Consider the following 13,720-nt stretch of genomic DNA (forward strand, 5'->3'; position numbering starts at 1 on the left):
GGAACGGCGGGCCGGGGAATGGCGGAATCCGGCGCGGGCCGGTTCAGGACGCCAGCGCGGTGCCCTGGTCAAGCAGCTGGACCGCCTCCCGCAGCCTGGACATCACCCGCTGGTCGAGGGAGTAGCAGATCCTGGTGCCGTCCCGTCGGGTGCGCACCACACCTGCCTCGCGCAGCGCGCGCAGGTGCCCGGAGATGGTGGGCTGGCTGACGCCGAAGTACTCGGTGAAGTCACAGGCGCAGATCTCCCCGTCGCGACCGAGCCGGGCGACGATCCCCAGCCGGATGGGGTGTCCGAGCGCGCGGAACACCTGCGCGAGTTCCTGCTCCGAGCCTGCCACCTGGACAGGGTATAGCGCGCCGGGTCTATATTTCATAGTGATCTTCCTATATAGGTTTTTCCCGATTGAGTGAGGTGAGCAATGACCACGGCGAAGTTGCCGGTGAACGGAGTCACGGAGCTGGTGCTGGAGGTCACCGACCTGGCGGTCTCCGAGCGCTTCTACACCGAGGTGCTGGGGCTGCCGGTGCTGGAGCGCTGGGTGGAGCGCAAGGCGGTGTGGGTGCTCGCCGGCGACACCCGCATCGGACTGTGGACGCCGCAGGTGGGCATCGCCAGGAGCCGCCCGGGGGTGCACGTGCACTTCGCGATCCACGTCAACGAGGAGGACTACGACGGGGTGGTGGCCCACCTGCGCGAGCACGGGCAGCACGTGGACGAGGTGGAGTTCGGCGGGCAGGCGCGCTCGGCCTACGTCGAGGATCCGGACCAGCACATCGTCGAGTTCTGGACGTGGGACGCCACCAAGCCCAACCTGGGGGCGCCGCGCCCGCTGACCGAGAACGTCTTCGGCCTGTAGCTCCCGGCCGCCGCTCGCGTCCCCCGCACCGGATCACCCGCGCCGAATCACCCGAACGGCCCTGCCTGAACGTGCAACTCGCGGGGTTTGCAAAGTCAACTCGCGGTGGGTCGGCCCGCGTGTGATCCGGTCAGGGGGTGTGCAGTTCTTCCCGCAGGCCCTCCAGTGCCACGTGGTCGTCCTCGTTGCCGGAGTGCGCGCGGGTGAACCAGCGGGTGTACTCGCCGATCTCGGCCAGCCGCCAGTCGAGGGCGAACAGCTCGACCATCGCCCAGTCCGGGTCGAGGTCGTCGGCGGCTCCCGCCTCGATCAGATCAGCCAGGTCGCGTTCCCGGGGTGCCAGCATCAGCGACTCCCAGTCGACGAGCACCACGCCCCCGCTCGTCACCACCTGGTTGGCGTGGTGCGGCTCGCCGTGCGTGGGCACCCACCTGTCCTGGTGCCGTTGGGCCACGGCCGCCAGTTCGCGGTAGCGGTCGGTCCACCGGCCGATCTGGTCGAGTTCGGCGCGGATCGCGGTGCGCGCCTGCTCCCCCAGCGGCCCGGCCAGCCACGGCCTCGCCGTCGCCGCCGCGAGCTGTCGCGGGAAGTCCGCGTCGACCCGGGGCCGCCAGCGCCGCAGGCCGGCCGGCGGCCGCGCGCGGTGCAGCCGGTCGAGCAGCGCGATCACCTCGCGCAGGTGCGCCGGTTCGGCCGCCTCGGCCTCGCTGGGCGTGGTCCCGGTCAGCCACGGCGTCACGCTGAGCGCGCCCCCGGTACCGGCGAAGTCCACTGTGAACCGTCCGGAGGTGGCCGGCAGCGACGGCCAGACGAACTCCAGCCCCGAGGCGGCCAGGACGGCGGCGCCGGCGTAGGCGTTCTCCAGCGACTCGGTCGTGTGCCGGGGCGCCAGCTCGTCGAGCGTGACGAACAGCTGGCGCTGGGCACCGCCCACCCGCCAGTGGTGCGCGCCGAAACCGACCGCGAGGTAGCTGATCTCGCTCGCGGCAACGCTCCAGTGGTGCTGGACGGCCTGGCGAACGGACTCGTCGGTGACCGACTCCGGGCGGGAGAGCACCGGGGCTTCCTCCTCGATCAGCGTGCGGATCGCGGCACCGCCCGGGACGCGCCGGGGTGGCGTGGCGGCACCCGCGCCCACGCTGTCACACCCGATCGCGCCGACCAACTGGATTGTGGTGCCCGGCCCGGGGGCGCGACCACGGCACCGACGAAGAGCGGTGGCCCACCCCGGGAGTCGGGATGGGCCACCGCGGGTTGTCCCGGTGTGTGCTGCCGGATCAGGCGCCGGTGCGGGCGCTGGAGGAGTTGGACGAGACCAGGGCGGCCAGGCGGTCGCCGATGGCGTAGGTGGCGCCGGGCGAGGCGTGGTCCCGGGTGGCCAGGTCGAAGGCGACCGAGGCCTCGATGCGCCGGGCCGACTCGTGCTCGCCGAGGTGGTCGAGCATGAGCGCGACGGACAGCACGGCGGCCGTGGGGTCGGCCACGCCCTGCCCGGCGATGTCCGGGGCACTGCCGTGGACCGGCTCGAACATGCTGGGGTTGCGGCGGGTCACGTCCAGGTTGCCGCTGGCGGCCAGGCCGATGCCACCGGTCACGGCGGCGGCCAGGTCGGTGAGGATGTCGCCGAACAGGTTGTCGGTGACGATCACGTCGAAGCGGCCCGGGTCGGTGACCATGTGGATGGTGGCCGCGTCCACGTGCTGGTAGGCCACGGTCACCTCGGGGTGTTGCAGCGACACCTCCTCGACCACCCGCGACCACAGCGAGCCGGCGTGGGTGAGCACGTTCGTCTTGTGCACCAGGGTGAGGTGGCGGCGCGGCCGGTTGGCCGCTCGGGCGAACGCGTCCCGGACCACCCGCTCGACCCCGAACGAAGTGTTGATGCTCACCTCGGTCGCGATCTCGTGCGGGGTGTCCTTGCGCAGCAGGCCGCCGTTGCCGGCGTACAGACCCTCGGTGCCCTCGCGCACCACCACCATGTCGATCTCGGGCGGATCGGCGATGGGGCTGCGCACGCCCGGGTAGAGCCGGGCGGGCCGAAGGTTGACGTGGTGGTCGAGTTCGAAGCGCAGCCTGAGCAGCAGACCGCGCTCCAGGATTCCGCTGGGCACCGAGGGGTCACCGACCGCACCGAGCAGGATCGCGTCATGTTGCCGCAACTCGCCGAGCACAGACTCCGGTAGCAACTCACCCGTGGCGTGCCACCGCGCCGCCCCGAGGTCGTACCGGGTGATTTCCGCCGCCGGAACGACTTCGCCGAGCACCTTGAGCGCTTCAGCGACGACCTCGGGCCCGATCCCGTCACCTGGGATCACCGCGAGCCGCATTCACACACCTCCCCGGGTAAAAGGTCCAACCATCGAGACCTAAGCCTGGGCGAAGGCTACCCTCCGCCGACCCGATATCCGTATCCCGGACACACTTATGGGTTGATCTCTCCCGGACTGCGGGACGGCTACCAGCGGGTACCAACGCCTTCAGGGGTCAAACGAACGGGTGCCCGGGCCGTGGACACGACCCGGGCACCCGGCACAGCGGTGGCATCGGAGGTGGCGCCTGAGGTGGCGTCCGGACGAGTCGCGGCCACCACCTCCGACCACTTAGGACGCTGAGTGCGGCCTGTTGTTGCCCTTGACGGACACCACCTGCGCGCGTCGGTCACTGGCGTTGTGGTGGTTCAGCACCAACAGGTTGTCGGCCTTGTCCTTGGCCAGCGCCTCGGCGTTGCGGTTGACCACCAACGCGGTGCCCGGCTTGGCCAGGTAGGACAGGGCCGGGTCGCCGCCGCCCTGCACCCACAGGCCGGGCCGGAGCGGGTCGAACGACATGGGCGTGGCGATCTGGTCGACCAGGCCGGTGGTGTCGCCCGGGGCGCGGTAGTACCCGGACACGCCGACCGTGTAGGACAGCCGCGCGGTGTCCGCCGCGGCGTCGATGCCCAGCGCGGCCAGCGAGACCGGCAGCACGGCCACGTTGGTGTCGAACACGTTGGTGTCCACGTCACCGAACTGGCCGTTCAGCGGCTGAATGTCCACCGAGGGGAAGCTCGGCTGGTTCAGGTCGACCGTGTTGGCCACCAGCACGTCGGTGCCGGTCGGCTTGGTCACGTAGGTCTCGAAGTCCGCCCGGCCGTCACCGGTGGTGTCGATGTCCACGAACGGAATCGTGTTGTTGCCCAGGTTGTACCAGTTGCCCCAGGTCACGATGCCGAACGCGAGCAGCGCGTCCTCGGGCCGGCCCTGTGCTTTGGCCAGCGGCGCGGTGGAGGCCGCGCCCACGTAGCGCAGGTCGCCGCCCTTGGCGGTCTGGTTCACCGTGCAGCCGGTCGTGACGTTCTTGCGGCACTCCGGCAGCTGCCGCGAGTTGCCCTGCAGTTCCAGCACGCTGACCAGCGACCGGTAGGCCTGGCTGCCCTGGCCCTGCTGCAGGCCGCGGCCCCGCAGGGTCAGCACGGCCTGGTCGGCGCGGCCCGGGAAGCGGACCGAGTCGGCCGTGGCGATGTCGGCCACCGGCTTGGGCGCCGAGTACACCGGCACCCGCAGCGGAATGCTCGACCCGCTCTTGGGCGTGAGCACCACGCGGCCGGAGGCGTCGGCGACGAACTGCCTGGCCACCCCGAGCTGCTCGGTCACCACGGTCGGGTCGACGGTCTTGGCCAGCGCCTTGGGGTCGTCGATCCTGAGGGTGACCTTCAGCGTGGCCACGCCCCTGGGGCTGAGCCGCACCGAGTTGGCGGACAGCTGGTAGCTGACGCCCGGGATCTGGGTGATCGCCTGGTACTCGGCGCCGAACTCCACCGGCTGCACGCCCTTGTTGACCACCTTGATGGTCTTGGTCAGCGACACCGGACCGCCCACCTCGACGGTGCCGAAGGTGACGCTGACCGCGCCGGGGTTGTCCTGCACCATGGCCAGCACCTGGTTGTCCACGGCGGCCTTGGCGTCGATCCGACCGGCGCCCACCCGCTGCGGGGCCTCCTTGTGACCGGAGGCGTTCTCGCCGGAGTACACGTCGGCGCCGGCGGTGTTCATCACCGCGGCCTTGACCTCCTCGGGCGTCCAGTCCGGGTGGGTCTGGCGGACCAGCGCGGTGATGCCGGTGGTGTGCGGGGCAGCCATGGAGGTACCGCTGAGCACGGTGGCCCGGTCGCCGCTGCCGTAGAGCGCGGAGGCGATGGTGTCACCGGGCGCGGCCACGTCCGGCTTGACCGCCGGTCCGCGCACCCCGCGCGAGGTGAACGAGCTGGGCGTGTCGGTGATCTCCGGGTAGCTGGTGCGCACGGACGCGCGCAGCGCGCCGGCGAAGCGCACCTGCAGGGTGCCGGCGGCCAGCGCGGGCCGCAGCTGCTTGGTGGCGGTGCCGGTGAACTGGAACACCGGGATGGCCGCGTTGCCGGCGATGCCGGCGGTGAAGTGGTCGATGCCCGAGGAGAAGATCGCCCCGGCCGCGCCGGCCGCCTGGGCGTTGTTGGCCCGGGCACCCGAACCGCAGCGCCGGGTGGCGTCGTTGTCGTCCCACTCCAGCCAGACGAACCTGCCGGCAACGGCCGCCTTGTCCGCGGCCGAGTAGGCCAGGCAGCCGTCGGCGTTGGCGGTGTCGGTCAGCGCCACCACCGGCTTGGTCAGGTCCAGGCTGTCGTAGCCGGTGTAGTTCTGGCTGTACTGGCCGCCCTTGCCGCCGGCCACGTCGGCCGGGGCGGACACCTCGGCCGCGTCGCGCAGCACGAAGGCGTCGCGGGTGCTGGCCACGGTCAGCGCCTCCAGCGTGGTGCCCGGCGAGCCGCCCACGTCGTAGAGGTCACCGCCGTTGCCGGCGGAGAACACCGGGACCACGCCGTTCTGCGCCAGCTTGCGCACGAACAGGCTGTCCGGGTCGTCGGGTGCGCCGTAGTCGCTGCCCAGGGACAGGTTGACCACGTCGAGGTGGTCGCTGAAGTCACCGTCGCCGTCCGGGTCCAGCGCCCAGTCCAGGGCCTGGCCGGTGACGTTGGTGCTGCCGGCGCAGCCGAACACCTTGATCGCGTAGAGCAGGGCCTTGGGCGCGGTGCCCGGGCCGATGCGCATGGCGTCCAGCGCCTCGGGGGTCAGCTTGCCGTAGTCGCCGCGGAAGGTGGTGCCGTCCGCGTTGACGCCGAACCCGCCGGCGGTGCCGGCCACGTGCGTGCCGTGCTCGCCGCAGTCCAGCGGGTTGGGGTCGGGCTGGGGGGTGGCGTGCGCCTCGTCGTTGGCGTCGTAGTCGTCGCCGACCAGGTCGATGCCGCCGACCACCTTGGCGGTGGGGAAGTAGGCGGGGTCGACCTTGGTCCGGTCGATGGCCTGGTACGCCTCCTTGGTACCGGGCCCGCCGAAGTCGGCGTGGGTGTAGTCGATGCCGGTGTCGATGATGCCGATCCGGACGCCGTCGCCGTACCTGCCGGTCTGCTGCCAGACGTTGAGCGCCTTGGTCAGCTGGTCCGCGCTGGCGTTGGTGCGGGTCTTGGGCACGACCGTGCGGATGGACTTCACGTCCGGCAGCTGCGCCAGCTCGCGCACCTGGGCCGCGTCGGCGGTCACCACCACGCCCGGCACACCGTTGGCGGTGCGGTACAGCTCCTTGGTGCCGGCGTCACGCGAGCGCAACTGACCGACCACCCGGTTGGCCACCTCACCGGTGTCCGCGACGGCCTTGGTCGCGGCCTGCTTGGCGGCGTTCTTGTCCGCGCCCTGGCTCTGCTTCTCGTTGAACACGTCCACGGCCGGCTGCCGGTCGAGTTCGACGAAGGCGGTCACCTTGCCCTGCGCCGCGGTCAGCCGGGGCGAGAGCTTCAGCTGCAACTGCGCGCTGGACAGCCCGTCCGCGCTCGGAACGGGTTGGGCCAGCGGCTCCCCCGAGCCAGCCTCCTGGCCGATCGCGACGCCGGCGCCGGTTCCGGCGGTCAGCGCCACGGCCATCACCGCGACGGCGGATCTCACCGCCACCCGGCCGACCGAGCCGGGTACTCGCGAAAATCTCACTGATTGACCTCACCGGAGGTCGTCTCCGACCTGCTGCGCGCCGCCGGCCGCGAGTGCCGCCCCGGGCAGTGGTTCACCGCGCTGGTTTCCCTGCGGTGCCGGGGGAAGGCGGCGTCAGCGTGGCGTCGCTGCCCTCGCGCGACGCCTGGTCCGACCTCACCGATCGGAACCTAATGGCAAATCACCCGACTTAGTTAGCCCATTAGGGTGAAGGTCGACCGTCCTCATGACACAAAAAGACAACGCCGGCCGTGCGTGCCCCGGTGGTGGTGCGCTTTCGGTGCGATTGCGGGAAAACCGGGAGAACCGGACCGGCTCCGGACGGGGTGCCGTCCGGAGCCGGTGCCAGGGTGGTCTGTCCGCCGGGCCGCGCGCCGGCGGCACGGGGACCGGGGTGGGATCCCCGTCGATCAGGCGCTCAGTCGAGCAGGCGCTCAGTCGAACAGGATGGTGCGCACGGTGTGCGCGCCGACCGACGCGCCGATCGGCTCCAGCACGGCGGCGTCCACCGGCCGGTCCACCCGCAGCAGCATGACCGCGTCCGAGCCGACCTTGGTCTGGCTGATCTGCGCGGCCTCGATGTTCACGCCCGCCTCGCCGAGCAGCGTGCCGACCGTGCCCATCACGCCGGGGCGGTCCCGGTACTCCAGCAGCAGCACGCTGCCCTCGGCGCGCAGGTCGAAGTGCCGGCCGTTGATCTCGACCAGCTTCTCCACCTGGTCCAGACCGGTGAGCGTGCCGGACACGCGCTGCACGCTGCCGTCGGCCTGCACCGCGCGCACCGTCACCAGGCTGCGGTGGTTGGCGCTCTCCGACTCCTTGACCAGGTTCACGGCCACCCCGCGCTCCTCGGCCAGCCGCGGCGCGTTCACGAAGGTGACCTGGTCCTCGACAATGCCGGAGAACACCCCGCGCAGCGCGGCCAGCGGCAGCACGGTCACGTCCTCATTGGACAGTTCGCCGCGGACCTCGACGGTGACCGAGGCGGGCAGCTTGTTGGTCAGCGCGGCCAGCACCGTGCCGAGCTTCTGCACCAGCGGCAGGTAGGGCCGCACCTCCTCGCCGACCACGCCACCGCTCTGCACGTTGACCGCGTCGGGCACGAAGTCGCCGCGCAGCGCGAGCAGCACCGACTCGGCCACGTCCGTGCCGGCCCGGTCCTGCGCCTCGGCCGTTGACGCGCCCAGGTGCGGGGTGACCACCACGTTGGGCAGCTCGAACAGCGGGCTGGAGGTGGTGGGCTCGGCCTCGAACACGTCCACGCCGGCACCGCCGACCCGCCCCTCGCGCACCGCCTCGGCCAGCGCGCTCTCGTCGATCAGGCCACCGCGCGCGGCGTTGACGATCAGCACCCCCTGCTTGACCTTGGCCAGCTGCTCGGCGCCGATCAGGCCCTTGGTCTCCGGCGTCTTGGGCAGGTGGATGGAGATCGCGTCGGCGCGCTCCAGCAGCTCGTCCAGGCTGACCAGCTCGATGCCCAACTGGGCGGCGCGGGCCGGGGCCACGTAGGGGTCGTAGGCGATCAGCTTGGCGCCGAACGCGGCCAACCGGGTGGCGACCAGCTGGCCGATCTTGCCGAGGCCGACCACGCCCACGGTCTTGCCGTTGATCTCCACACCGGTGAAGGCGCTGCGCTTCCACTCGCCGGCGCGCAGGCTGGCGTCGGCCGCCGGCACCCGCCTGGCCACGGCCAGCAACAGGGCGATGGCGTGCTCCGCCGCCGAGACGATGTTGGACGTGGGGGCGTTGACCACCATGACGCCGCGCTGGGTGGCGGCCGGCACCTCGACGTTGTCCAGACCGACCCCGGCGCGGGCCACCACCTTCAGCCGGTTGCCGGCGTTGAGGACCTCGGCGTCCACTTTGGTCGCGGAACGCACCAGCAGGGCGTCGGCCTCGGCGACGGCGGCCAGCAGCGCGGGCCGGTCGGTGCCGTCGACATGGCGGATCTCAACCTCGTCGCCAAGGACGTCCAGCACGGAAGAGGCCAGCTTTTCAGCGATGAGAACGACGGGTCGGCTGGGGTTGGTCACAGGGTGCTCCCAGAATCGGTGGACGTCTGGCGAGCGCGGGCCGGTAGGAGGCTGGAACCTCGGTGGAGATCGTGTCCGGCTGCCGTCGAACGTTCCCGTCCCGTTGGCTCGTGGACCCGGACCCGTGGCCCTAGTTCGTGGACCCGCGCCAGCCGGTCACGGCGCTGTGCCCGGACCACGCGGATTGTAGCCGTGGTTTGTGAACGCATTCTCAAAAGGGTGGTACGGATAACGGCACCGGAGTCGCGGACAACGACGCGGTGATCCACTCAGGACGAGCGCTACCGGAAATACTCGACGTTGTCACGCTTTCCAGTGAAAAGCTTCGCGCGAAACGCCTGAGTGCCGAGTGGGCGGCCGGGCCGCGGTCGCCCACACCCGCGTGCTGCCCCGGCCCCGGCCGCGCTCGTCAGTGCGACCAGGGCCGGTCCGGTTCGTGGCGTTCGGTGCTGTTCTTCGCCTTCTGCGCGCCGTTGGGCGCGGTTCTGGCCGATCGCCATTGCGGCGGCGGGAATCAACCCGGGGCACCGACCGCACCACGGGGAAAAGCGGCCGTTCGAACTGGTGGGATCACCAGGGTTCGTCGAACTCGCCGTCCTTGGCGCCCGCGATGAACGCGTCCCACTCGGCCGGCGTGAACACCAGCACCGGCCCCTCGGGGTGGGCCGAGTTGCGCATGGCCACATAGGTGACGCCGTCGGTGTGCGGCACGAAGGCCACCTCGACGTGCTCGCCATCGGGGTCGCTGCTGTCGTCACCGCGCTGCCACTCGGCGTTGGTCAGGTCGAGCTTGCCCCGAACCTCTGCCTTGTCGTCGTAGATGGGCGCGCTGTCAGTCATGTTGACCCCCTTGTTCCGACGTGATCGCATCCGGTGACCACCCGGTCACCGCCGCGTGCACGGTATACGGCCGGGCCGGCGCCAACGCCCGGCGGGGCGACACCGACCGCTGCCGTGGCGCGGCGCGCGCGGGAGCGAACGGTGTTCACCGACCGCACCCCATCCCCCACCCTCTCCGGGGGGCGTCCCCTGGACCAGCCTATTCCGCCACCCCCGCCCACACCGCCCCGCCGGCGGAGCCGGTGGACAACCACAGCGGGTGTGGACAACTCCATCCACGATCGGGTGATCTTGGGCTGAATCAGTCAAATCTGTGCTACAGCACCCGGAACCGAGCCGGGGCCGGGCCCGGCCGGTTCCGGTGGGAATCCGACTCGGGCCCGGCCCCGGGCCGCGCTGGGATCGTGCTCAGGCGGTCTCGGTGATCGGCCGGTCCACCCAGGACATGAGGCCGCGCAGCTTCTTGCCGACCTCCTCGATCTGGTGGCGCTGGCCCTCCTCACGCAGCTTGGTGAAGTTCGGCCGGCCGTTCTCGTCCTCGGCCACCCACTCGCGGGCGAAGCGGCCGTCCTGGATCTCGTCCAGGATCTTGCGCATCTCCCCCTTGACCGCGGACGTGATCACGCGCGGGCCGCGGGTCAGGTCGCCGTACTCGGCGGTGTCGCTGCACGAGTAGCGCTGCCGGGCGATGCCGCCCTCGTAGATCAGGTCCACGATCAGCTTCAGCTCGTGGAGCACCTCGAAGTAGGCGATCTCCGGCTGGTAGCCGGCCTCGACCAGGGTCTCGAACCCGGCCTGGATCAGCGCGGAGGTGCCACCGCACAGCACCGCCTGCTCACCGAACAGGTCGGTCTCGGTCTCCTCGGTGAACGTGGTCTTGATGACGCCGGCCCGGGTGCCGCCGATGCCCTTGGCGTAGGACAGGCCCAGCGCCAGGGCGTTGCCGGTGGCGTCCTGCTCGACCGCGATCAGGTCGGGCACGCCCTTGCCGTCCACGAACTGGCGGCGCACCAGGTGACCCGGTCCCTTGGGGGCGACCAGCACCACGTCAACGCCCTCGGGCGCCTTGATGTAGCCGTAGCGGATGTTGAAGCCGTGGCTGAAGAACAGCGCGTCGCCCGGCTTCAGGTTCGGCTCGATCTCCTCGGCGTACACCTTGCGCTGCACGGTGTCGGGCGCCTGGATGGAGATCAGGTCGGCCTCGGCGGCGGCCTCCGCCGGGGTGAGCACCCGCAGGCCCTCCTCCTCGGCCTTGGCGCGGGACTTCGAGCCCTCCGGCAGACCGATGCGCACGTCCACGCCGGAGTCGCGGAGGCTGAGCGCGTGCGCGTGCCCCTGGCTGCCGTAGCCGATGACGGCGACCTTGCGGCCCTGGATGATGCCCAGGTCGGCATCCTCGTCGTAGTAGATGGTCGCCGGCTGGGCCGACGGGCTGGCAGCAGTGCTCATGATGTTCTGGTTTTCCTTCCTCACCAAATGGGTTCAAGCGCAGGGGTTCAGCGCGTGCCGGCCGCTCAACGCACCGCGGTGGCGGTGATCGAGCGCGCTCCCCGGCCGATGGCGACCATTCCGGATTGGACGATCTCCCGCAGACCGTACGGCTCCAGCATCCGCAACAGCGCATCGAGCTTGTCGGATGTGCCCGTCGCCTCAATGGTGACCGCCTCGGGTGAGACGTCCACCACCTTGGCGCGGAACAGCTGCACGGTTTCCAGCACCTGGCTGCGCACGGTCGCGTCGGCCCGAACCTTAACCAGCAGCAGCTGGCGCTGCACCGCCGCGGCCGGTTCCAGCTCGACGATCTTGATGATGTTGACCAGCTTGTTCAGCTGCTTGGTCACCTGCTCCAGGGGCAGTTCCTCGACCGAGACCACGATGGTCATCCGGGAGATGTCCGGGTGCTCGGTCCGCCCGACCGCGAGCGACTCGATGTTGAAGCCGCGCCGGGAGAACAGGCCGGCGACCCGGGCGAGCACACCGGGCTTGTCCTCCACCAGCACGCTCAGGGTGTGCCTACTCATGTCGTGTCGTTCCTCACCGTCGCGATCCTCGTGCACCCGGCCGAGTGCGCCCGGCCGCCGCGGACTCACACATCGTCTTCCTCGAACAGCGGGCGAATGCCCCTGGCGGCCATGATCTGGTCGTTGCCGGCGCCGGCCGCGACCATCGGCCAGACCTGCGCGTCCTTGCCGACCACGAAGTCGATCACCACCGGGCGGTCGTTGATCTCCATCGCGGCGCGGATGGTCTCGTCCACGCTCTCCCGTGACTCGCAGCGCAGCCCGGCGCAGCCCAGCGCCTCGGCGAGCAGCTTGAAGTCGGGGATGCGGTGCTTGTGCGTGCCCAGGTCGGTGTTGGAGTAGCGCTCCTCGTAGAACAGGGTCTGCCACTGGCGGACCATGCCCAGGTTGCCGTTGTTGATCACGGCGACCTTGATCGGCAACCCCTCGATGGCGCAGGTGGCCAGTTCCTGGTTGGTCATCTGGAAGCAGCCGTCGCCGTCGATGGCCCAGACCTGCCGGTCCGGCCGACCGGCCTTGGCGCCCATGGCCGCGGGCACGGCGAAGCCCATGGTGCCGAGGCCACCGGAGTTGATCCAGGTCCCCGGGTGCTCGTAGGAGATGAACTGCGCGGCCCACATCTGGTGCTGGCCGACGCCCGCCGTGTAGATCGCCTCGGGCCCGACCAGCTTGCCGATCCGCTCGATCACGTACTGCGGGGACAGCGTGCCGTCGGCCGGCCAGTCGTAGCCCAGCGGGAAGGTCTGCCGCCACTGGTCGACCTGCTGCCACCAGGGCCCCAGATCGGGCTGGTCCGCCTCGGCCTGGCGCTCGGCCCGGACCGCGTCGATCAGCTCGCCGATGATCTCCTTGCAGTCGCCCACGATCGGCACGTCCGCGCGCCGGTTCTTGGAGATCTCCGCCGGGTCGATGTCGGCGTGCACCACGGCGGCGTCCGGCGCGAACGAGGACAGCTGGCCGGTCACCCGGTCGTCGAAGCGCGCGCCCAGCGCGACCAGCAGGTCGGCCCGTTGCATGGCGGCCACGGCCGCGACCGAACCGTGCATGCCGGGCATGCCCAGGTGCTGGCGGTGCGAGTCGGGGAAGGCCCCGCGCGCCATCAGCGTGGTCACCACCGGGATGTTGGTCAGCTCGGCCAGTTCCAGCAGTTCGGCCGAGGCGCCGGCCTTGATCACGCCACCGCCGACGTAGAGGACCGGTCGACGCGCCCTGGCGATGAGCTTGGCCGCCTCCCTGACCTGCTTGCCGTGCGGCCTGGTGGTCGGCCGGTAGCCGGGCAGCCGCAGCTCCGGCGGCCAGGAGAAGGTGGTCATCTCCTGGAGCACGTCCTTGGGGATGTCCACCAGCACCGGGCCGGGACGGCCGGTCGAGGCCAGGTGGAACGCCTCGGCGATCGCCCTCGGGATCTCGGCCGGGTCGGTGACCAGGACGTTGTGCTTGGTGACCGGCATGGTGATGCCGCAGATGTCGGCTTCCTGGAACGCGTCCGTGCCGATCAGCGACCGGCTCTGCTGGCCGGTGATGGCCACCACGGGCACCGAGTCCATGTTGGCGTCGGCCAGCGGGGTCACCAGGTTGGTCGCGCCCGGACCCGAGGTGGCCATGCACACCCCGACCTTGCCGGTGGCCTGGGCGTAGCCGGTGGCCGCGTGACCGGCGCCCTGCTCGTGCCTGACCAGTACGTGACGAACCTTGGTCGAGTCCAGCAGCGGGTCGTAGGCGGGCAGGATGGTGCCGCCGGGAATGCCGAAGACCACCTCGCAGCCGACCGCTTCGAGCGAGCGGACGAGCGACTGGGCGCCGGTGACGCGCACCGGAGCCCCGCCGGGTGGGGCGGGCTTGGGTCGAACACCCTGCGGTGGAGGCTGCGGTTTGCCAGGCACCGGGGCTTGCTGTCGCGGGGTCGCGCTGGTCATCGGGTCTGCCTCGTGGGTCGGTTGGCGGTGGACGGGCATGAAAAAACCCTCGCCGACC

10 protein-coding genes are annotated in these 13,720 nt (G+C 70.9%); 1 reads left to right on the forward strand and 9 read right to left on the reverse strand.

The features are described from left to right. Positions 1-43: 43 nt before the first annotated feature. Positions 44-340: an ArsR/SmtB family transcription factor gene (locus LX83_RS34665; RefSeq protein ID WP_253779536.1), complete on the reverse strand. Its 297-nt coding sequence runs from the start codon at positions 338-340 to the stop codon at positions 44-46. An 81-nt stretch (positions 341-421) separates the two neighbouring features. Between LX83_RS34665 and LX83_RS34670 the strand changes: the two genes are divergently transcribed. Further along, on the forward strand, positions 422-859 hold the full coding sequence (locus tag LX83_RS34670) for a VOC family protein (RefSeq protein ID WP_253779538.1): 438 nt from the start codon (positions 422-424) through the stop codon (positions 857-859). Positions 860-989: 130 nt separating this feature from the next. On the opposite strand, the gene LX83_RS34675 is transcribed toward LX83_RS34670, so the two are convergent. The 8 genes from LX83_RS34675 to LX83_RS34710 all read right to left on the reverse strand — a co-directional run bounded on the left by LX83_RS34675 (position 990) and on the right by LX83_RS34710 (position 13,662). After that, entirely contained in the window at positions 990-1,997 is a 1,008-nt protein-coding gene (locus LX83_RS34675) for a phosphotransferase (RefSeq protein WP_253779541.1), read from the reverse strand. A 139-nt stretch (positions 1,998-2,136) separates the two neighbouring features. Beyond that, on the reverse strand, positions 2,137-3,186 hold the full coding sequence (locus LX83_RS34680) for a 3-isopropylmalate dehydrogenase (protein ID WP_253779544.1): 1,050 nt from the start codon (positions 3,184-3,186) through the stop codon (positions 2,137-2,139). A 273-nt stretch (positions 3,187-3,459) separates the two neighbouring features. Continuing rightward, entirely contained in the window at positions 3,460-6,852 is a 3,393-nt protein-coding gene (locus LX83_RS34685; protein ID WP_253779547.1) for a S8 family peptidase, read from the reverse strand. Between the two features lie 434 nt (positions 6,853-7,286). Next, on the reverse strand, positions 7,287-8,885 hold the full coding sequence (gene serA, locus LX83_RS34690; protein ID WP_253779549.1) for a phosphoglycerate dehydrogenase: 1,599 nt from the start codon (positions 8,883-8,885) through the stop codon (positions 7,287-7,289). Between the two features lie 570 nt (positions 8,886-9,455). Then, entirely contained in the window at positions 9,456-9,725 is a 270-nt protein-coding gene (locus tag LX83_RS34695; protein ID WP_253779551.1) for a DUF397 domain-containing protein, read from the reverse strand. 408 nt (positions 9,726-10,133) lie between these two features. Beyond that, positions 10,134-11,174: a ketol-acid reductoisomerase gene (ilvC, locus tag LX83_RS34700; protein WP_253779553.1), complete on the reverse strand. Its 1,041-nt coding sequence runs from the start codon at positions 11,172-11,174 to the stop codon at positions 10,134-10,136. A 65-nt stretch (positions 11,175-11,239) separates the two neighbouring features. Continuing rightward, a complete protein-coding gene (ilvN, locus tag LX83_RS34705) occupies positions 11,240-11,746 on the reverse strand; it encodes an acetolactate synthase small subunit (protein WP_253779563.1) in 507 nt (168 codons plus the stop codon). A 65-nt stretch (positions 11,747-11,811) separates the two neighbouring features. Continuing rightward, positions 11,812-13,662, reverse strand: coding sequence for an acetolactate synthase large subunit (locus tag LX83_RS34710; protein ID WP_301329406.1), 1,851 nt, complete (start codon positions 13,660-13,662; stop codon positions 11,812-11,814). Between the last annotated feature and the right edge of the window lie 58 nt (positions 13,663-13,720).

The sequence above is a fragment of the Goodfellowiella coeruleoviolacea genome (assembly GCF_024171785.1).
GTDB classification, from domain to species: domain Bacteria; phylum Actinomycetota; class Actinomycetes; order Mycobacteriales; family Pseudonocardiaceae; genus Goodfellowiella; species Goodfellowiella coeruleoviolacea.

Coding starts and splice junctions, on each gene's coding strand:
- LX83_RS34670 (WP_253779538.1), top strand. CDS start 422: ATGACCACGGCGAAGTTGCCGGTGAACGGAGTCACGGAGCTGGTGCTG.
- LX83_RS34680 (WP_253779544.1), bottom strand. CDS start 3,186: ATGCGGCTCGCGGTGATCCCAGGTGACGGGATCGGGCCCGAGGTCGTC.
- LX83_RS34695 (WP_253779551.1), bottom strand. CDS start 9,725: ATGACTGACAGCGCGCCCATCTACGACGACAAGGCAGAGGTTCGGGGC.
- ilvC (WP_253779553.1), bottom strand. CDS start 11,174: ATGAGCACTGCTGCCAGCCCGTCGGCCCAGCCGGCGACCATCTACTAC.
- ilvN (WP_253779563.1), bottom strand. CDS start 11,746: ATGAGTAGGCACACCCTGAGCGTGCTGGTGGAGGACAAGCCCGGTGTG.
- LX83_RS34710 (WP_301329406.1), bottom strand. CDS start 13,662: ATGACCAGCGCGACCCCGCGACAGCAAGCCCCGGTGCCTGGCAAACCG.